This is a genomic window from Synechocystis sp. PCC 6714, from assembly GCF_000478825.2.
In the GTDB taxonomy this organism is placed as follows: domain Bacteria; phylum Cyanobacteriota; class Cyanobacteriia; order Cyanobacteriales; family Microcystaceae; genus Synechocystis.
The window spans coordinates 322,927-343,495 of record NZ_CP007542.1 but is presented as its reverse complement, the minus strand read 5'-3'; the positions used below and the strand labels follow the sequence as shown (position 1 = coordinate 343,495).

The following is a 20,569-nucleotide window of genomic DNA, read 5'->3' as shown; positions in this document are numbered from 1 at the left end:
CTTTGAGGCAACAACATTGATTTAACCAACTTGATCCCAGGGAAACATACCGTGGTTGCACAGATTGATGCACAACTAAATCCACAACAGCACCAGGGAAATTTCTCCCAGGCGATCGCCAATTTGCCTGAACAATGGCATTTTGTCCAAATTTGGTTCATTGAAAGCCTAACCACCCCCATTTTTAAACTGGGGGCCCAGAACATTACCCTATGGTGGATTGTTCAATCTTTTTTCCTACTTATATTGGTAGGAATATGTGCGAAAGGAACCAAACAATTTCTCAAGAAATTTTTGCTGCTCAAACTTGGATTCAGTGAAGGCAATCGAGAAGTACTTGGGACACTGACCAGTTTAGGGGTCGCGGTATTAGGTTTTATCATTGTACTGCAGGCAATGGGCTTGGAATTAGCTAGCTTTGCGGTAATCATGGGTGGTTTAGGTATTGGCATTGGCTTTGGTTTACAGGAATTAACTAGAAACTTAGTCAGTGGGTTAACAATTTTTGGCGAAAACAAGCTGAAAGTTGGGGACCTAATCGAGTTCAATAATCATATTGGTTACATTAAGGAAATTTCCATTCGATCCACGATTATTCGTACCTTCAAAGGTAGTGACTTAGTGGTTCCTAACACAGATTTAACCAGTAATTTAGTTGTTAATTGGAATTACGAAAATTGCAGTGGTCGTCTAGAAATTCCCGTCAGTGTGGAGTATGGCAGTGACCTGGTTTTAGTCACAGAAATGTTGTTGGAATCAGCCTCAATGGAAAAAAATATTGTCAGCAATCCTCCTCCCAAAGTCGTTTTTCTCGGATTTGGAGAGAACGCCCTCAATTTTGAATTATGGGTTTGGACTGAACGCATTGATCAAAGATTCATCATTTTTAGCTCCCTCAATCACATTATTCAATACAATTGTTCTCGCCGGGGTATCAATATGCCTTTTCCCCAAAGGGATTTATGGCTGAGAAATCCAGAGAGCATTTCCTCTACTATTGGTGAGCAGTCCATAGATATTGTCAAGGATAGAAAAAATTTGGATAAGTCTCCGACCCTTACCCAACTATTGAAGAAAAATTTTTGCTTTGAAAATCTCAATGATTTAGACCTTAGAAATGTGATTGAATCTGGTGAGCGAATCTATCTACAACCAGGGGAGATCCTAGTCAGACAAAATCAGTACCACAGTTATTTTTGTGTGGTGCTCATCGGAGCAATCAATGCAATTTATGAAAATGAAAAAATTAGTAACCGTATGTTCACCTTCACCCAAGGAGAATTTTTTGGTGAGTTACCTTTAATGCTGGAAGTGCCCTATCCCACAACGATGATTGCCGCTGAGGAAACAGCCCTTTTCTTAATTGGTAAAGATTGTTTTCACCAGCTTCTATCCGCCCACCCCCAACTATCAGATCGAGTGGCAGAGGAATTAGCCAAACGCCAGGATGCTCTGCAGCAATATCAACAAAAACTCAAAGAAATGGGTTTACTGGTTGAGGCTGACCTGAAAAATCCGGTGGAGTGGATTCGGCAAAGAATTAATAAAATTTTTGATATTAGCCAAAAGTCTTTATCTCTTTAGCTACAGCTTATCAAAGGCATTCGATCAGCAGAGTCTGTGCAAAATCCGCAAAGCTTGATGCGGGCACTGTCGGGATTGATAACTGCGGTAAAATTAGGCCTTGAACACACCTCACAGAATCGATCGCCAAGAAGATAAGCCATGGTTGCACAAATCGAGTCACAACAGCAGTATGAACAGGCCACCCAGGCGATCGCCAGAGAATTATTGGCAGAAACCAGGGAAAAGCGTTCTCTTTGGAACAAGCTCAGTGATAATTTTCGCTTAGATGACAAATTGCTCGACTGGGCCATGGCCCACCCTGGTTTACGGGTGCAATTGTTTAAATTTATTGATTGTCTGCCTGCCCTGCAAAGTAATACGGAAATTGCCCATCATCTCCAGCAGTATATGGGGGAAGAAGATGTGGAATTGCCGGAAGCATTGAAAAAGTTGCTTAATTTTGCCGATGCTCAATCTCCCCCGGCCCAGTTGGCAGCGGCCACCATTAGCAAAGCAACGGAAACTTTAGCCTTTAAATACATTGCTGGGGAAACCATTGCCCAGGTGATTAAAGCGGTAGAAAAGTTACGCAAGGAAAAAATGGGCTTCACCATCGACTTATTGGGGGAAGCGGTCATAACGGAAACGGAAGCGTCAGCCTATTGGCAGAATTATTTAGATTTGATGGCTCAACTTTCCCAGCAAGCAAAATCTTGGTCAACGGTGCCTCAGATTGATCAGGCGGATGGGGAAATGTTGCCCCAAGTACAAGTTTCAGTTAAATTAACCGCCTTTTATTCCCAGTTTGACCCCCTGGATCCGGAAGGAAGTAAAGCCAAGGTTTGTGAACGGATTCGGGAACTATTGCGCCAAGCTAAGGAATTGAATGTGGCTGTCCATTTTGACATGGAGCAATATCATTATAAAAATCTAATTTTAAATATTCTCAAGGAACTTTTAGTAGAAGAAGAATTTCGTTCCCGCACCGATGTGGGCATCACCATGCAGGCCTATTTACGGGATTCTGCGGAGGATTTAGAAGACTTAATTCCTTGGGCTAAACATCGGGGTTATCCGGTTACAGTGCGCTTAGTCAAAGGGGCCTATTGGGATCAAGAAACCATTAAAGCCCAACAAAATCACTGGTCAATTCCGGTTTACGTGGAAAAAGCTCAAACCGATGCCAATTATGAACGGATGACCCGGTTACTGTTGGAAAACCACGAATATTTATACGCCGCCATTGGTAGCCATAATGTTCGTTCCCAGGCTTTGGCCTGTGCCATCGCCGAAGAGTTAAATATTCCTAAACGTCGTTATGAAATGCAAATTCTTTACGGCATGGGGGAACCCTTAGCCCGGGCCATTGTTAAACGGGGTCATCGAGTACGGGTTTATGCTCCCTACGGCAAGCTACTGCCGGGTATGGCTTATTTAATCCGACGATTGCTGGAAAATACGGCCAATAGTTCCTTCCTGCGGCAAAATTTGGAAGAACGCCCCGTGGAAGAATTAATTGGTGCGCCCCAGGTGAAGGGGGTCAACGAACTGCCCAATAAGGGTTATCCCAACGCCCCCGATACAGACTATGCCGATGCCGATTTACGCCAAAAAGCGTTCCAATCTCTGACCCGAGTTAAACAACAGTTAAGTAAAACCTATTTACCCTACATCAATGGTGAATACGTCCAAACGGAAACCATCATTGAATCGGTTAATCCCTGTCGTCCATCGGAAATTATTGGCAAAGTTGGCCTGATCAATATTGAACAGGCGGATCACGCTATTGAAATGGCCAAAGAGGCTTTCCCCGGTTGGAAAAAAACCCCTGTGCGGGAACGGTGTGGCATTTTGCGGAAAGCGGCGGACATTATGGAAAGTCGTCGCCATGAGCTCAATGCTTGGATTTGCTTAGAAGTGGGCAAAATTATTCCCCAAGCAGATGCGGAAGTGTCCGAGGCGATCGATTTTTGTCGTTACTACGCTGATGAAATGGAGCGGTTGGATCAGGGCGTAAATCTAGACATTCCCGGCGAAACCAATCGTTACCTTTACCAACCCCGGGGCATTGCCCTGGTAATTTCTCCCTGGAATTTCCCCATGGCGATCGCCGTTGGCATGACCGTAGCGGCATTGGTGGCGGGCAATTGTACTTTGCTCAAACCAGCGGAAACTTCCACCGTCATTGCGGCAAAGATTACTGAAATTCTCATCGAAGCCGGCGTTCCAAAGGGCGTTTTTCAATTTATTCCCGGTAAGGGTTCCGTAGTGGGTTCCCATTTAGTTAATCATCCCGACGTTCATTTAATTGCCTTCACCGGCTCTCGGGAAGTGGGTTGTCGCATTTATGCCGATGCCGCCCTAGTACAACCGGGGCAAAAACACCTTAAGCGGGTAATTGCAGAAATGGGGGGTAAAAACGCCATCATTGTCGACGAAAGTGCTGATCTAGACCAGGCTGTGGCCGGAGCAGTGTATTCCGCCTTTGGTTACACCGGGCAAAAATGTTCTGCCTGTTCTCGCATTGTGGTCTTAGCCCCTGTCCATGATGCCTTTGTGGAACGTTTTGTCGAGGCCACCCGTTCCCTCAACATTGGTGATACGGATCACCCCAGCACCCAAGTGGGGCCAGTGATTGACGGTAAAGCCCAAGCCCGCATTAAGGAATATATCGAACAGGGTAAAGCGGAATGTGAATTGGCCATTGAACGGGAAGCCCCCACAGAAGGTTATTTTGTCGGTCCCACCGTCTTTAAGAATGTTTCTCCCCATGCCACCATTGCCCAGGAAGAAATTTTTGGCCCCGTAGTGGCGATTATCCGAGCCAGTAATTTTGACGAAGCGTTGGAAGTTGCCAATGGTACAGACTACGCTCTCACCGGCGGGCTTTATTCCCGCACCCCGGAACACATTGATCAGGCCGCCAAGGAATTTGAGGTGGGCAATCTTTACATTAACCGCACCATCACTGGGGCGATCGTTTCCCGCCAACCCTTCGGCGGTTTCAAAATGTCTGGGGTAGGCTCCAAAGCGGGTGGCCCAGATTATTTATTACAGTTTTTAGAACCCCGCCATGTAACGGAAAACATTCAACGCCAAGGCTTTGCACCCATTGAAGGAGCAGATCAGTAGTAAATTGACAAGTTAGGGGAGATGTTTATCTCCCCCATCCAAGCTTAGATTAACAAAGTTTCATACGTTTATTCTATAGAGGATAGCCTTTAACATGCCAACACTTAAATATTGCAAAGTTTCTAACTCTGGAAACTTACATTGGCAATAGGAGTTAAACTTTACAGGACTGAAAATATGAAAATAAAAAGCTTTAAATTTAGCAGTGAGAAGCAACACTGGCATATTGATGAAATTTTCTTTGACGATTTAAACTTACTCGTTGGGGTTTCTGGCGTTGGAAAAACGAGAATACTTCGCGCATTAGATTTAATTTGTGATGTGGCAAAAGACAGAATAGCGAAAGACAGAACACAAAAATTAGATGATGTGGAATGGACGATTAACTTTTCCCATTTGGGAAAAAATTATATGTGGGAGTTGAAAACATCAAATTCTATTAATGAAGCTTTTTCAATTGAACCAGGACAAGCAGAGATTTTGTATGAAAAAATAACAGAGATTATCGATAATAACAAGACAATAATTCTCCAAAGGGATAAAAATGAGTCTAAATGGAGTCACGGTGATCTTCCAAAACTCAAAAGGACTGAAAGTTTAATCACTTTACTTGAGGAAGAAGATTCAATTGCTCCTATAGCTGAAGCATTTAAAAGATTTATTTTTAATGAAGTTCCACAAAGGGGTCTTTTAACTATTCGCTTTGATCCTCGCGATCTGACATTATCATCAAATTCCAATTCACAAGCTCATAAATTAATCGACATAAAAAAATTCAAGGAAAGCTCCGTTGATACTCCACCAGTATTAAAAGCATATTTTCTTCAACAATATTTTCCGGAGGTGTTTGAGGAGATAAAAGAGTATTATTATGGCATTTTCCCTAATATTCAAGATATTAGGATTACTGTCCGCAAAGAGTCTATTAATGAATACTATCTTCTTTTTGAAATAAAAGAAAATGGAGTAGATAATTGGATTTCTCAACAGCTAATGTCGTCGGGTATGTATCGCACACTTACCTTTTTGGTGGAAATTTTAGCCGCCCCAAACGAGTCAGTTATTGTTATTGATGAATTTGAAAATAGTCTAGGTATTAACTGTATGCCTGATTTGACAGAATTCATCTTGGACAAGTCATCTGAATTGCAATTTATACTTACGAGTCATCATCCCTATATTATTAACAATATTCCATGGAAAACCTGGCAAGTTGTCAGTAGGATTGACAGCCGAATTCGTTCTACTAAAGCACGAAATATTCCCGAACTTGATACAGCATCAAGTTTGGATAAGTTCACTCAATTAATTGATTTTCTTGCAGATGAGGATTAATCTGAATGAATCTTATGTTCTTAGTTGAAGGAAAAAGAACAGAACCAAAAGTTTACAAGTCCTGGTTGTCCCATTTATTTCCTCATTTAAATTTTGTAAGTAAGCCTGAAGAAATAACAACTAATTCATGTCGAATTGTACCAGGAAATGGTTATCCGAATATGGTTAGCACTCCTAAATTAAGTGGAGAAAAGTCTCGTTTAGAAGCCTGCTTGCTTGATATAAAAAATTTCAATAATATAGATTATTTTTTTGTATGTGTTGACTCAGAGGAAGAAACCTATCGAGATCGATTTAATGACATTACTTCAAGACTTGAAAATTTCAAAATCAAGCTTGGTATGGAGCAATTTCAAGGAACAGAGTTTTATATCATTGTTCAACATCGCTGTATCGAAACTTGGGCTTTAGGTAATGCATGTCTTCCAAGTTATTACCCTCGCAAGAATATTTCACAAGATTTTGTTCAATTACAAAAATACTATGACATTTTGATTGACGATCCAGAGCAAATACCATATTTTCCTCCGAACTATTCCTTTTCAACCCAAGCAAAGTTTCATGAAAAATATCTAAAAGAGTACTTGAAAGAGTTCGGTTTTTCTTACAGTAAAAAGCAGCCAAGAATTATTCAAAGTCAAGAATTTTTAGATGCTTTAATAAAGCGATGCTCATCAACTAACCATTTATCAAGTTTGAAACATTTATTTGATATATGGGAAAAATTAAAGCTTTTAAGGAACTCTTGAAAATACGACAGGCATTAACATAAAAACACCTGAATTAACAAAGAAGATAAAAAAGTACATAAAAAGTCTCACAAATGGGGAGCTTGTCACACTAATCCTAAAGTTTACTCCACCGAGTTTTTTAGATACTATTAATGCTCAGTTCGCCAGTCAAAATAAAGCCAAGGCGATCTTTGAAAATATCAGATAAGAAATTATAGCTGACTAGAATATAGTCATTTCAAATAATTTCGAGACTGCTTAAGTCTTTATTGACAAGCTTTTCGGTGAATTCGACTGCCTCAGTCTTACTAGAAACGACTATATCTCAAATTACCAACTGTGCCATGATGAGGAATTGTACATCCTCTGGTTTTTATTTGATTGTAAATTTTTGTCTTGTTTTTTTACTTATTTGGATATTCATGTTGATTTTCGACTTTTCTAGAATGCCCATTTTTTTAAGTCGGAGTCACCTTATTAGTCGATTGTCAATTCACATCTAGTTGGCGCTACAATTTTGGGGTAACAATGGTTCTAACCTGGCCCGAAAACCTAATTTCTGCAGAGATGCCACCGTAGCACCATGGTCATTCACCCAGTAGTTTTCCCCAAAACGGATGAAGTGTTTGGTTGCCCCTTCATTAATGCACGCTACTACCGGTATTTTGGTTTGCTCCCTTTGGGACGCATGGTTCTGCAAAATTTGCTTCAGTTGGGCTTGGGTGCTCGTATTAATAATGTCCTGGGGCATTAGGTCTAACATAACCATTTTTACTTCTTCCACCGGCTCCAAATCTTCCACAATTAGTTGGTATTGGTCATCCCGACGATCAACTTTGCCCCAAATCATTTGTTGACTACCTTCCAGCAAAATGTCCTGCAGACGCTCATAGTTGGAGGGAAAAACCACCGCTTCCGATTGGCCCGACATATCTTCTAGGGTTAAAAAAGCCATGGGTTGGCCAGTTTTTTTGGTAATAATCTTTTTTACTGCTACCAAAATAGCCACCGCACTGACTTTTTGACGCACTTTATACTGGTCTAAATCCACCAGGTTAATGGGAGATAATAAGCGGGCAGAACGTTGCACCGATTTGAGGGGATGTTCTGAGACGTAAAAACCTAAATGTTCTTTTTCTAGTTGTAGCTTTTCTTGCAGGGAAAATTCCGCCACTGGAGGAGCAGAGGGTTCCTGCTCAAAGCCATTGTTTGCGGCTTCTTTCGCTTTAATGGATTCTCCACCAGCTAGGCTATCAAAAATATTTAGTTGTCCGGTTTCTTTCTCCTTTGCTCGCTTTTGGGCCCAAGCAATGACCAATTCCAGATCATGTAAAAGTTGGTTGCGATTAGCTTGGACACCATCAAAGCCCCCTGCCATAATCAACGTTTCGATCGCCCGACGGTTAACGACCCTTAAATCCACTTGGGTGCAAAAATCTGCCAGGGATTTGAAACGTTTTTCTTCAGAATTATCTCGGGCGGTAATAATTTGCTCGATCGCCCCTTCGCCCAAATTTCTCACGGCGGAAAGACCAAATAAAATCGATTCTCCTAGGGGGGTAAAATGGCGTTGGGAACGGTTAATGTCGGGGGGCTCGACAGTGATGCCCATTTTTTGGCAATTTTCCCGATATTTCTCCACCTTTTCCTGACTATCACTGCTGGCGGTGAGCAGGGCCGCCATATACTCCACTGGATAGTTAGCTTTTAGATAGGCTGTTTGGTAAGTGACATAGGCGTAGGCAGTGGAATGGGATTTGTTAAAACAATTGGCGGCGATCGCCCCATTGGCTAGTAGAAAGTTGTGGTCTTGGGCGAGACCAATGTCAAATACCCTGTGCATTCCTAGGGAACGACGGCGAACAACTTTAACCATAGAAAATTATATTAATACTCGTTAATATCGAAAATATCGAAACCTGGGAATTATTTTTTAGTCCTAATTAAATTTGCTAAATTAATGTTAACAAATATGATTAAAAACTATCCATGGTTGGTAAATCTAAGGATAAATTCAATCCTTCTTTACGGATCCTCAGATCATAATAGACGATGGCTTTAATAGCTTGCCAAAAAGGTACGATTACAATACTAACAATTATTCCCAAAGGGATATCAATTACAGAGCCCCAGATCGGTTCAACATCAAGAATAATGGTGGTGAGGGAACCAATATTGGTAAACGTAGAAAGGGGCAAAGTGATCAAAAAGGCTAGGAAGAAAATTAGCTGTAAACTCAATACGTAACCCTTGGTTAAAGACCAACTACGACCAATGGCATTAATGGGGCTCAGGGTTGGTTCTAACGCTAAACACACATCCACCAAGGCTAAACGGGCAAAAATCCAAATGTAAACGTAAAGGGAAACCAAAGTCCAAACAATGGTCAGCAATACGGACAATAAAATGGTTACTACGTCGGGGTCATCCCCCATGAAAATAAAGGTGAATAGGCCAACGATAACGCCATAGCCCAATAGAATCGGGATAAAAAAGAGCAAAAACACTAAGGAGCTCAGTAGACTAACCCAGAGAAAGCGCCAAAATCTTGGCATCAGTTGGATTTTTGCCGCCGCGACGGTTTCCGGTTGTTCCCCCACTTCAAAGAACACTAGCCTGGCCAACACTCCCTGGATTGCCAATAATTTACCCAGGCAATAGCCCCAGGGCACCAACAAAACGGCGATCGCCAAAACTATTATTCCTCCCACGGCGATCGGTTCCATCACCGCAGCTAGCCCAGCTATGATTAACATCACTAACCCAGTTATGGCAAAGGGAATTAAGAGCCAGAGGTAGGCTTGCCCCGCCAGCCAGAGATAGGACTTGAAATGGTCGCGGTAAACCCTGAGGCCGCCGGAAACCACATCACCGACGCTGAGCTTAATTAGGCCACCGGGGGAAGGTTGGTTAGACATAGGGGAAAGCAAAATACAGGGAGTTCTTGCTTGGATTCTACCCCGATCGCCTAAAAAGTCTGAAAAATCTGGCCAAAAATGCTGTTAATTTAGCCCAAATTTAAATATCCCCATCTAAACAATAGGATTCGTAGAGATTGAGATACTCCATGGCATTTTGCACCGCTTGGGGGCGTAAATTCCGTTGTCCTGGGGGAAATTTAGCCAAAACATTGGCTGGTTCCAGATAAAGGGCACACCAGGAAGCACTAAACCAAGCTTGCCCCGTCACCAGGGAACGGACAAATTGCACCGTGAAATCGTCCGGCAGGGCATAGGCCGCCTTGGACAACAGTTGCACCGGGTTCGATCGCCAGAGGTCATTGCCGCCTTGGGCACTGAGGGGCCCTAAATTTTGATAATCGTCCAGGGCAAGGAGATAACCGACCATAAATAATTCTTCTGGGGTTAAATCCCCCAAATCTAGGTGGGTGGCGGGCTTGCGTCGCTCCCGGGCCAGGGCCACCAAAAATTGTTCAGCGTTGTTGCTACCATCTATATTCCAGCCCAGGGCATTGATCACCGCCGCCTTTTCCCCCAAGGGGCGATCGCCAAGGAGAAAATCTACAATGATGGGGGACATGAGCCGATACTGCTGAGCCCATTGCACCACAGCAATGTCTTCATAAGCACTAGCTAAATCGGTGGAAGTCAAAGGACTGTCGGCCCGGCTGGCCAAAGGGTTTAGGGCTAGAATGGAAAGCCCCGCTAGGCCGAAGCTAGCTACCCAAGAGGCAACCTTTTTAGGCAATGAATGCGTCTGCATAGAAATACCTGATTCTGATTTCACCACTGTATCGATCTAAAATTGGACTGCTTTTGCCCTAATTTGCCATGGCCACCCGTTCCCGCAAAGCCCCCTCTGCCCCCAAAAAAAGTCAAACTAACCTTTCCCAGGGCGGCAACAGCCAAAAGGTGGCCCTCAGAAAAGGATCTAGGGTGGCTAAAATCCTTTTGCAGGAATCGGGCAAAAATCCCCAGTCCCGGCGTGTATTTCCCCTCCTTGGCGATCGTTATTTCCTCGGCCGCAGTTCCAGTTGCGATATTCAACTGCAAAATCCCCTGGTGAGTCAAACCCATTGTTCTCTCCGACGGGACCCGGACCATCCTAACCAATTTTTCATTCGGGATGAGGGCTCTAGCAATGGCATTTATCTCCAACGCCGTCGCTTGAAAAGCTATCGTCTCCACCATGGTGATGAAATTACCCTGGGGCCACCGGAATTGGTGGATGTGCCCAAATTAGTTTACTTAAACCCGCCGCCATTGTGGTTAAAGGGAATGCGGACTTTTTTTTCCACCGGGATTCTATTTTTTCTCATCATCACCGGGGCGATCGCCTGGCAGTGGAGCAAAATTCCCGTCAAACCGATGCCCAGCGGCGTGACCGGGCCAGTCAAAGTGTATGCGGGGGATGGGAGCACGGAAATCAACCCGATTAAACAGGAAATTCACCGAGAATTTGATAATTTAAGTGATTTTTCCCCTTATTTGCCCCAGGCGGTTATTGCTTCGGAAGATACTCGTTTTTATTGGCATTTTGGCGTTGATCCCTACGGTTTAGGCCGGGCTATCTATATTAACCTCCAGGATCGGGACGTGAAACAGGGGGCCAGCACCCTGACCCAACAGTTGGCCCGCAGTTTATTCAGCGAAGTGGGGCGGGAAAATACGGCGGGGCGCAAAATACGGGAAATGTTTGTGGCCCTCAAGTTAGAGGCGGTGTACAGCAAAGATGAAATTTTAAAAGCCTATTTAAATCGGGTTTACCTAGGAGCGGGCAATTACGGCTTTGAAGATGCGGCCCAGTTTTATTTCGACAAGTCTGCCCAGGATTTGGATGTGGGGGAAGCGGCCACCCTAGTGGCTATGTTGCCAGCTCCCAATCTTTACAACCCCGTGCAGGATTATCAAACCTCCGTGCAGTTGCGGAATCGGGTCATTGAGCGTATGGCGATGCTGGGCATGATTGACGAACAGGAAGCCAACCGGGCTCGGCGATCGCGCATTCAGGTCAGTCCCAAAGCCACCCAAACCCTTTCCCAACGGCAGGCGCCCTATTTTTATGGCTACATTTTTGGGGAATTAAACCATTTGCTTGGGGAAGATGTGGCCAAAGAAGGTAATTTCGTCGTAGAAACTAGCCTTAACTTAAAAATGCAGGCCCTAGCAGAAAAGAGTTTACAGAATTTCCTCACCACGGAGGGAAAAAAATATGCGGTTTCCCAGGGGGCATTGGTCACCCTAGACAGTCGCACTGGGGCTGTTTTGGCGATGGTGGGGGGCAAAAGTTACCGGGAAAGTCAATTTAATCGGGCGAGCCAAGCCCAAAGGCAACCGGGTTCCACGTTTAAGCTTTTTGCCTACACAGCGGCGATCGCCAAGGGAGTGGGAACTAATCAGGCTTTTGAGTGTGGCCCTCTGACCTGGCAGGGTCAAAACTACAAGCCCTGTGAACGGAGCGGGGCGGCCCCGGCTATTACCTTTACGGAAGGTTTTGCCCAATCGGAAAATGTGGTGGCTCTGCGGGTAGCCCAAACAGTGGGCTTAGACGAAATTATTGCCCTGGCTAAGGATTTTGGCGTCAACTCTTCCCTGGTGAAAGAACCGGGTTTGATTTTGGGACAGAGTGAAGCTAGGGTACTGGAAATGACCGGAGCCTACGGGGCGATCGCCAATGGGGGCATCTGGAACCGGCCCCACGGCATTGTTAATATTCGGGATGGGGGGGATTGTCCTGACCCAGAACAATTAAAAAGCTGTCGGGAAATTTATCAAGTCAGCCAGGATGGCCGGGGGCAAAAACAGGTGGTTTCCCCGGCGATCGCCGCCACCATGACCCAACTGTTACAGGCCGCTGTTAGCAATGGCACAGGCAAAGCTGCGGACATTGGCTACGGCACCGCAGGCAAAACCGGCACCACCGATAAAGCAGTGGATTTATGGTTTATTGGCTTTTTACCGCAAAAAAATCTAGTCACTGGCATTTGGCTAGGCAATGACGACAGTAGTCCTACCCAAGGTAGTAGTGGTTTAGCGGCCAGCCTTTGGGGTCAATATATGCGCCAGATCGCCTCGTTATAGTTAGGCTGGGTTTATCAAAAAGCTTGCTTAAAAAGTCATGATCCGCCCCCTAGATCTCCTCCGGCAAGTTTGGGGGAATTTGAACACTGTTCCCCCCAGAGTTGGGGGGCTAGGGGGGCTTTGAAAACACGTTCTAAACCTTAGCCAGGATGAAAACATTGCCTTCATTGCCCCGGCTGATGCGTAAATCTTCGTCTAAATAGGTGATTTCCAACCAAGCGGCGCTGTCCCGACTGGGTAGGTTAAAATCCGCTGGCAGAAAGCGTTTGCCCATGGAAATTTGTTGGATAAATTTCAGAGGGGATTGATAATTGAGGATTTTTTGTAGGCCGAGAATGGAACGCTCGAATTTGACCTCAATGCGTTTATCGGAAACGGGCAGAAAGGAAGCCACCACGGACACTAAACTTTCAAAAAAGGGAATGCCCTCAATTTCCGCCAAATTTACCACCTTTGACTCCGTCACATCTATGTATTGATAAATTTGCCCCAATTGTAAAAGGGGTAAACGGTTCAGTCCTAAAATACTCTGACTGCTGGTGTAGAGGAGTCGCCAATTGCCATCCAGCAAATTTTTTTCCTGGAGCGGTTTGGGATGGGGATTATAGTCTTCTAATTTTTCCACCGCGGAAAGGATGGCCACCCGGTCCCGATCCGATGCCAATAGCCCCCGATTTTTGCCGGCGATCGCCTCTAGGAGGTTGGTTTTTGCATCCATACTATTAGCCACAGATAACTTAGTTGACAATTCCATTGGTTAGTTAGCTAAATTATCCCATGTTGGTCGGGACCGGCGATCGGGGGAATAACCTAAGCGGATTGCAACCAATTGAGGGTTTCGGGAAAACGGGGAATGGATTGAATTAACTTTTGGGTGTAGGCACTCTGGGGATTTTCAATGATTTCCTGGGCCGTGTTGATCGGTTCCGCCAGTTGCCCCCGGTTCATCACCATAATGCGATCGCCCATAAACCGCACCACGCTCAAATCATGGGAAATAAAAATATAGGTCAGTTGTAGATCCCGTTGTAATTCCTTGAGCAGATTTAATACCTGGGCTTGCACCGATACGTCCAACGCAGAAACGGACTCGTCACAAATGATAAAACGGGGATTGAGCGCTAAAGCCCGGGCAATGCAAATCCGTTGCCGTTGGCCCCCAGACAATTCGTGGGGATAGCGATTAAACCATTGGGGGCTAATGCCTACCCGTTCCAACAATTCCGCCACCCGTTCCCGTTGTTGTTTGGCTGGTTGTTTTGGTTGATGAATAATCAGCGGTTCTTGGATAGCCCGGCCGATGGTCATGCGGGGATTAAGGGAATTGTAGGGATTTTGGAAAATAATTTGCATTTCCCGCCGTAACCTTCGCCATTGTTGGGACTTAGCTGGCAGGGAGACTATATTTCGCCCATCAAATATGATTTTGCCCTTTTCAATCGGAGTCAGTCGCAGTAAAGCCCTGGCTAGGGTGGACTTACCACAACCGGATTCCCCCACTAGCCCCAACGTTTCCCCTGGGTAAACGGTAAAGGAGACATCGTTAACCGCTGTGAACGCAGATCTTTTACCCCAAAAGCCCCCCTGGCCATAGCTCACAGTCAAATTTTGTACTTCCAATAACGGTGGTTTAGTTTGCAACTGAGCTAGGCGATCGCCTTCCTGGGCTGGAGTAATCACCTGATAACTGGGAGCAGGGCCATCGACATTGAGAAAATCCCCCACAGTGGGCAAATGATCCAATTGCATTTCCAGCCGGGGACGACAGGCCAATAGACCCTTGGTGTAGGGATGTTGGGGATTGTGCAAAATCTGTTCCTTTAGCCCCTGCTCAACAATTTCCCCCCGGTACATCACCGCTACCCGGTCGGCGATTTCGTTAATTACCCCCAGATCATGGGAAATGAAAATTAACGACATTTCCTGGTGCTGTTTGCATAAATCCCGCAGAAGTCGCAAAATTTCCGCCTGTACTGTCACATCCAAAGCGGTGGTGGGTTCATCGGCAATCAGTAGCCGGGGATTAGCGGAAATCGCCATGGCAATCATCACCCGTTGCAGTTGGCCGCCGGATAGTTCGTGGGGATAGCGTTTGAGAAAATCCCTTTTCCGTTTTTGGATATAGCTGGCTAAACTTTGGCTAACCCTGGGGGTAGGTACAAGGGCAGAACCTAAACGGCTGATCTGCACCGACGGCTGAGCCTGTTCTTGGGCTAAAAATTCTTCCTCCAGCACTTCATCCCTGGGTAAAACCCTCACCTCCTGCAAAAGGGCGATCGCCTGTTGTTGGGCCTGTTCCTGGGTGACATTTTGGTGTAGTCGAATGGCCTCGATAATTTGAAAGCCAATGGTATAGACCGGATTGAGGGAACTCATCGGCTCCTGGAAAATCATGGCAATTTTGCCGCCCCGGTACTGACGCTTTTCCCCCTCCGGTAAAGCAACTAGATTGACAGGAGAACCTTGGGCCTGGGCAAAAAAATCAATTTCACTGCTGGATTCCACCCAACCCGGTTTCGGCACCAAACCTATGATGCCCAAGGAAGTGACGGATTTGCCGGAGCCCGATTCCCCCACAATGCCGAGAATTTCCCCCCTTTGCAAAACAAAATCAATGCCTTTGACCGCCAATAGTTTTTCCTTGGTGTCGGCATCGGGGAAAGCAATTTCCAGTTGACGCACAGCCAAAATCGGGTCATTCATAGATCTCTGGGGAGGGGAAAAGTCGCTAATAGCAGATGTTGACAGGGTTTTTGCAAATCACTAGGGAGCATCGGCAGAGCAAACCGAGCAAATGAAATGTGTCCCAAGATTTGCCACTCAAACTCTAGCAAACAGAACCGCAAAAGCCACGGCCGCGACTAATTTCCCCATTCCATGGGCACCAATTGATCTTCAATCCGACTCCACCGGAACAAAATCCAAATGGTTAAATAGGGTGGTGACAAAGCTGAACAGCAAAAACGGCAACGAAAGCACCAGCACCAAACCCACTGTGGCTAGGGCATAAACCGGCCTGGTACTGCTAGCTAGGGCTAGGGCCGAAGCCAAGGAGAGGAAAATGACGATCAGCCAGACAATAATTTGGCCATAAATATCCCCAAAGGATAGGGTACAGACCATGCGATATTTGGGTAAGTCTCTTTCCATAATTTGAAGAATCCTCTGTTGTGTACGGGGAAACCTTGACCGGCGGTCAAAGCGGCAGTTGGCCAAAATTCTAAAGGATATTTTCTTCCTTGATATTAAGTTTTGAGACGGGGTTGCCCCCAGTTTGGGTAGACCAAGGAAATTCAAGGAAATTTAGATGGCGATCGCCAGGGTAGCTCCAGAACAGTTACAGCAATGGAGAATGGAGGCAATGTTAACGCTGACCAATGCTTGCAAACATGTGTGCAGGGGTAACAAGACCCTCTAACGGAGTTGAGCGGCGGCAAATTTCAAGCCCGAGGCTTGGTAAAAGACAAAAAAATCCCTACCTTGATGGAACAAGAAATAACAATAAGTTGCAGGTAAATTGATTATCTTTCAACAATAAATTCAACCCTTTTGCTTTGATATTGTTTTTTTAACCATAGAATCATGGCTTTCTATGGGTCTCCACAAAAGATCGGTAATTGTCCAGATTTTTCCTCAAGTTGCCCTGGTGGAGTTAGCCAATGGGCAAAATCTTGGGTGAACGTATCATTTAAAATTGCTTGGCGGATGCTTTGGGTGAAGCGGATTAATTCCGTAATATTGTGCAAAGAAAGCAGAATGTAGCCCAACATTTCCCTGGAGCGTATCAAATGGTTTAGGTAAGCGCGGGAAAAAGTTTGACAAGTGTAGCAAGGGCAGTTTTCATCCAAGGGGCGATGATCTTCGCGGAAAGTGGCGTTTTTTAAATTCCATCGTTCTCCCTGTACTAGGGCTGTCCCATGGCGACCAAAACGGGTGGGAATAACACAATCGAATAAATCAATGCCAGCAAAAATTGCCCTGGCCATTTCCCGGTAGGTGCCCACACCCATCAGATAGCGAGGTTTATGCGCTGGTAATAATGGGGCAGTGTGTTGCACTACTTTATCAATCAGTGCTGGTGCTTCCCCAACGCTCACTCCGCCAATGGCGTAACCCGGTAAATCCAAAGCAAGTAATTTTTCCACTGCTTGGGAACGCAAATCTAAAAAGGTCCCTCCCTGGACAATGGCAAACAGGGCTTGATCCTGGGGTCTTTGATGGGCTTCAATACACCTTTCTAGCCAGCGGTAGGTGCGGGCTGTGGCCCGTTCCACCATGGGGCGATCGCCCTGGCCAGGGGGGCATTCATCAAACGCCATGATTACGTCTGCTCCCAAAGCATTCTGGATGCGGATGGAATTCTCCGGGGTCATGTCAATCAAGCGGCCATCCCTCGGCGATCGAAATGTCACTCCCCTTTCATCAATGGTGCGTAATTGACTGAGACTAAAAACCTGGAATCCACCGGAATCCGTCAACATGGGGCCTGGCCAGCCCATAAATTTGTGTACTCCCCCAGCGGCCGCAATGATCTTTTCCCCCGGTTGCAAATGCAAATGGTAGGTGTTGGCCAGCACCATTTGGGCTTGGGTGTCAGCCAGCTGGGCGGGGGTAATGCCTTTAACCGTAGCAAGGGTGCCCACGGGCATAAAACGGGGAGTTTCCACCGGCCCATGGGGAGTCTGAAAAATTCCAGCCCGGACTTGGCTATGGGAACACCGGGCTTGGCACTGATAAGTAAAATTCACACTAGGCAATGGCACAATGGGCAGTCAATCACCCTGGCATAACTTCAACAATTTTTCCCGAACCAGGAGGGATTAAACCGCCTTGGCCGACGGATTTCTATTCTTCGCTACCTTGGAGCTTGATGATCACGAAGCCCCAGGCTAATCCTAACAAGGTCAAGCCAATCATGATAAAAGCGCCATTGGCCAACATGCTTTCAGCGGTCATAGTTAATTCCTCAATGGGGGGATGAATAATAGGAGATGAAAAAGTCTTTGTTGTCGGTGGTTCATTATCCCATAGGAATCTACCGTTAAACCCGATTGAGTATGGATTGTATGAGTTTACCCCGTTTAATTTTGACCCTGGGAGATCCAGCGGGAATTGGCCCCGAAGTGGTACTCAAAGCTTTGGCTGGAGACGGGTTGGCGAAAATTTGTCAGTTAACGGTAATTGGTTCCCGATCGCCGTTGGCCCAAACCTACGAGCAACTGTTGGGCCAAAATTCGGGCTTAAACCTAGCAGATCCGGAAAAAATTAATTTGCTAGAAGTGGATCTGTCCAATGTGGGAAAAATAAACGTTGGTCGGGGAGATGCCGTTAGTGGCGCCATTAGTTTTGCTTATTTAGATGAAGCTATTACCAGAACTTTGGCGGGGGAATTTGATGCCATTGTCACTGCCCCGATCGCCAAATCTGCTTGGCAGGCCGCTGGCCATAATTATCCAGGGCAAACGGAAGTTTTGGCCCATCGGGCTGGGGTGGAACGCTTTGCCATGATGTTTGTAGGGCGATCGCCCTTTACTGGTTGGACTTTACGCACGTTGCTAGCCACGACCCATATTCCTTTGAAAGATGTCCCCCAAGCATTAACCCCAGAGTTAATGGACAACAAACTAGATTTATTGCTCAGTTGTCTAGCTCAGGATTTTGGCATTGACGAACCCTCCGTGGCGATCGCCGGCTTGAATCCCCACAGTGGCGAAGAAGGAAAATTAGGCAACGAAGAGCAGGAATGGTTAATTCCTTGGTTGGAGCAGGCTCGGCAAAAATATCCCCAGGCCGAACTAGTTGGCCCCATTCCCCCGGATACCATGTGGGTCGGCCCGGGCAGGGCTTGGTTAACCGATGGTCAAGCTAAAGTCCCCCATGCTTACCTGGCTTTGTACCATGACCAAGGCTTAATTCCCGTCAAACTGCTGGCTTTTGATCAAGCCATTAACACCACCATCGGTTTGCCCTTTGTCCGCACTTCCCCTGACCACGGCACTGCTTTTGACATTGCTGGGCAAGGCATTGCCAGGGCAGATAGTCTCATTGCCGCTATTAAACTAGCCGTTGAGTTAGTGGAGCAAAGATGTCGCCCATTGGCAGGAAACAGAGCTTCTTCCTCGGAAATTAATCAAATTCGATGACTGCGGCAAACCGGGTCAAATTTCCTATCAATCTAATTTTCTTTTGGCACCAGGAACAGGCAAAGTTCCTTTGAAACTAACTGTTTCCCTATGGTGTCCATAGGAGTTTACGGCCCCAGCAAATGTTAATTTTTGCTACAATTTATGCCAGTTTCCTGGCTAGTTGGGCCAAAACTAGAATAGCTCTTTGTTTGTCCGGCTCCGTGGCCCTGGATTAGTGACCGGAAAACTTTGACCGTCACCCAGGTGGTGACTTTTAACCTTGATCCCCCATTGAGGATTAACCGTGAATCTAGAAACTCTGGAATTCGTCATCTATCCCGACGGCCGGGTAAAAGAAACGGTAACCGGCATTGTGGGCCGCTCTTGTCAGGAAGTGACAGCGGCGATCGAAGCGGAACTGGGGGTTGTGTTGACCCAACAGGCCACCGCGGAATTTTTTACCCAAACTAATCCGGTGGAGCAATCGGTCCAGCAGTCCCAGAGCTTTTCCCGTTGGTCTGGGGGAACCTAAATTTCCTCTGTACGAGAATCCTTGTTTAAAAGTTTTAAGAACCTGTCTAATTCATTCTTCCAATTTTTTTATCGCTTCCTATGTCTCACTTTAGCAATATCAAAACCAAGATTCGTAACCTTGATGTGTTGAAAACCACCCTCACCAATTTGGGTTTGGACTGGAAGGAGGGGCCGGCCACCGTGCGGGGTTACCAGGGTTTGACTGCCAAAGCCGCAGTGGTTATTGAACAGAGCAATGATTACGACCTGGGTTTTAGCTGGAATGGTCAGGAGTATGAGCTGGTAACGGATTTACAGTACTGGCAACAACCCCTTTCGGTGGAAGGATTTCTACAAAAAATCACCCAGGGTTACGCCCTGGAAACCGTACTCAATGAGTCTGCCAAACAAGGTTTTGCGGTGACGGAACAACAAAAAAATGAAGACGGATCAGTGCGGTTGGTGGTGCAACGCTGGAGTGCCTGATGGTGATGGCTGATCTAAATTTTCTTCCCGATCGCCGTTCTGGACTAGAGCCGGAGTTGGGAGGAGATTGGCGTAACTTCGATGACCGTTCTGGTTTGGAGCCGGAATTGGGCGGAGAGTTGCGGGAGAGGGGAGTCTATGTGGACGAGGTGACCTGCATTGGTTGCAAAAACTGTGCCCACGTAGCTCCCAATACTTTCACCATTGAGCAGGAACATGGCCGCTCCCGGGCCTTTAGCCAAAATGGCGACGATGAGGCGGTCATCCAAGAGGCGATCGATACCTGTCCGGTGGACTGTATCCATTGGGTGCCCTACGACGAGCTGAAACAGTTGGAAGAAAAAAGAAAGCACCAACAAATTCGTCCCCTCGGTTACCCGCAAATCAACCCCCATATGTGATTTGCCGATGTGATCAACGAATACACGAATACAAAGGTCAAACCAATTTAACTGATACGGGCGGGAATTTCCCTTTCTCGCACTCAGGCTTACGGCGATGAGCAGGGAGGGGATAAAAGCGAGTCTGACTTCTGCTGGGATAGAACAGTCTTGAGCACGTCTCCCTAAGCGAAAACCAAGCCAAACGGGAGTGTTGCAAGAAAAAACTTGTGGCCTTCTGGCCTTCGGAACGAGGGTTT

General features: G+C 46.0%; 17 protein-coding genes. 9 read left to right on the top strand and 8 right to left on the bottom strand.

All coding sequences use genetic code 11. The annotated features are described in order from the left end of the window. The first annotated feature begins 51 nt into the window (after positions 1-51). From D082_RS01560 to D082_RS01545, 4 genes are all read left to right on the top strand, one after another. Complete coding sequence (locus D082_RS01560; RefSeq protein ID WP_238546788.1) at positions 52-1,584, top strand: mechanosensitive ion channel domain-containing protein; 1,533 nt, start codon at positions 52-54, stop codon at positions 1,582-1,584. 141 nt (positions 1,585-1,725) lie between these two features. Continuing rightward, positions 1,726-4,698, top strand: a complete 2,973-nt coding sequence (gene pruA, locus D082_RS01555) for an L-glutamate gamma-semialdehyde dehydrogenase (RefSeq protein ID WP_051738633.1) — start codon at positions 1,726-1,728, stop codon at positions 4,696-4,698. Between the two features lie 177 nt (positions 4,699-4,875). Beyond that, complete coding sequence (locus tag D082_RS01550; RefSeq protein WP_028946690.1) at positions 4,876-6,033, top strand: AAA family ATPase; 1,158 nt, start codon at positions 4,876-4,878, stop codon at positions 6,031-6,033. Positions 6,034-6,038: 5 nt separating this feature from the next. Next, positions 6,039-6,782, top strand: coding sequence for a hypothetical protein (locus tag D082_RS01545; protein WP_028946691.1), 744 nt, complete (start codon positions 6,039-6,041; stop codon positions 6,780-6,782). A gap of 481 nt (positions 6,783-7,263) precedes the next feature. On the opposite strand, the gene D082_RS01540 is transcribed toward D082_RS01545, so the two are convergent. The 3 genes from D082_RS01540 to D082_RS01530 all read right to left on the bottom strand — a co-directional run bounded on the left by D082_RS01540 (position 7,264) and on the right by D082_RS01530 (position 10,487). Further along, positions 7,264-8,640: an OB-fold nucleic acid binding domain-containing protein gene (locus D082_RS01540; protein ID WP_028946692.1), complete on the bottom strand. Its 1,377-nt coding sequence runs from the start codon at positions 8,638-8,640 to the stop codon at positions 7,264-7,266. A 100-nt stretch (positions 8,641-8,740) separates the two neighbouring features. Continuing rightward, positions 8,741-9,682: a hypothetical protein gene (locus tag D082_RS01535; protein WP_028946693.1), complete on the bottom strand. Its 942-nt coding sequence runs from the start codon at positions 9,680-9,682 to the stop codon at positions 8,741-8,743. Positions 9,683-9,782: 100 nt separating this feature from the next. Next, on the bottom strand, positions 9,783-10,487 hold the full coding sequence (locus tag D082_RS01530; protein WP_238546787.1) for a hypothetical protein: 705 nt from the start codon (positions 10,485-10,487) through the stop codon (positions 9,783-9,785). A gap of 68 nt (positions 10,488-10,555) precedes the next feature. Here D082_RS01530 and D082_RS01525 point away from each other — a divergent pair, with 68 nt between their 5' ends. Next, entirely contained in the window at positions 10,556-12,805 is a 2,250-nt protein-coding gene (locus D082_RS01525) for a PBP1A family penicillin-binding protein (protein ID WP_028946695.1), read from the top strand. Between the two features lie 133 nt (positions 12,806-12,938). On the opposite strand, the gene D082_RS01520 is transcribed toward D082_RS01525, so the two are convergent. From D082_RS01520 to D082_RS01500, 5 genes are all read right to left on the bottom strand, one after another. Next, positions 12,939-13,535: a PAP/fibrillin family protein gene (locus tag D082_RS01520; RefSeq protein ID WP_081857684.1), complete on the bottom strand. Its 597-nt coding sequence runs from the start codon at positions 13,533-13,535 to the stop codon at positions 12,939-12,941. Positions 13,536-13,615: 80 nt separating this feature from the next. Further along, positions 13,616-15,508 carry an ABC transporter ATP-binding protein gene (locus D082_RS01515; RefSeq protein WP_028946697.1) on the bottom strand — a complete coding sequence of 631 codons (1,893 nt, stop codon included), beginning with the start codon at positions 15,506-15,508 and terminating at the stop codon, positions 13,616-13,618. 192 nt (positions 15,509-15,700) lie between these two features. Beyond that, positions 15,701-15,955: a hypothetical protein gene (locus tag D082_RS01510; protein ID WP_038531201.1), complete on the bottom strand. Its 255-nt coding sequence runs from the start codon at positions 15,953-15,955 to the stop codon at positions 15,701-15,703. Positions 15,956-16,395: 440 nt separating this feature from the next. After that, a complete protein-coding gene (gene tgt / locus D082_RS01505; protein WP_081857595.1) occupies positions 16,396-17,568 on the bottom strand; it encodes a tRNA guanosine(34) transglycosylase Tgt in 1,173 nt (390 codons plus the stop codon). Between the two features lie 82 nt (positions 17,569-17,650). Beyond that, the gene (locus D082_RS01500; RefSeq protein ID WP_010873987.1) at positions 17,651-17,761 is read right to left on the bottom strand and encodes a PetM family cytochrome b6-f complex subunit 7; all 111 of its coding nucleotides are present in this window, start codon (positions 17,759-17,761) and stop codon (positions 17,651-17,653) included. Positions 17,762-17,862: 101 nt separating this feature from the next. On the opposite strand from D082_RS01500, the gene pdxA reads away from it, so the two are divergent. The 4 genes from pdxA to D082_RS01480 all read left to right on the top strand — a co-directional run bounded on the left by pdxA (position 17,863) and on the right by D082_RS01480 (position 20,330). Beyond that, positions 17,863-18,948: a 4-hydroxythreonine-4-phosphate dehydrogenase PdxA gene (gene pdxA / locus D082_RS01495; protein ID WP_051738631.1), complete on the top strand. Its 1,086-nt coding sequence runs from the start codon at positions 17,863-17,865 to the stop codon at positions 18,946-18,948. 286 nt (positions 18,949-19,234) lie between these two features. Beyond that, entirely contained in the window at positions 19,235-19,462 is a 228-nt protein-coding gene (locus tag D082_RS01490) for a DUF2997 domain-containing protein (RefSeq protein WP_028946698.1), read from the top strand. Positions 19,463-19,542: 80 nt separating this feature from the next. Next, positions 19,543-19,929, top strand: a complete 387-nt coding sequence (locus tag D082_RS01485) for a DUF1257 domain-containing protein (protein ID WP_010873984.1) — start codon at positions 19,543-19,545, stop codon at positions 19,927-19,929. Beyond that, positions 19,929-20,330 carry a ferredoxin gene (locus D082_RS01480; RefSeq protein ID WP_081857594.1) on the top strand — a complete coding sequence of 134 codons (402 nt, stop codon included), beginning with the start codon at positions 19,929-19,931 and terminating at the stop codon, positions 20,328-20,330. The genes D082_RS01485 and D082_RS01480 overlap by 1 nt, the downstream gene beginning before the upstream one ends. Positions 20,331-20,569: the final 239 nt, after the last annotated feature.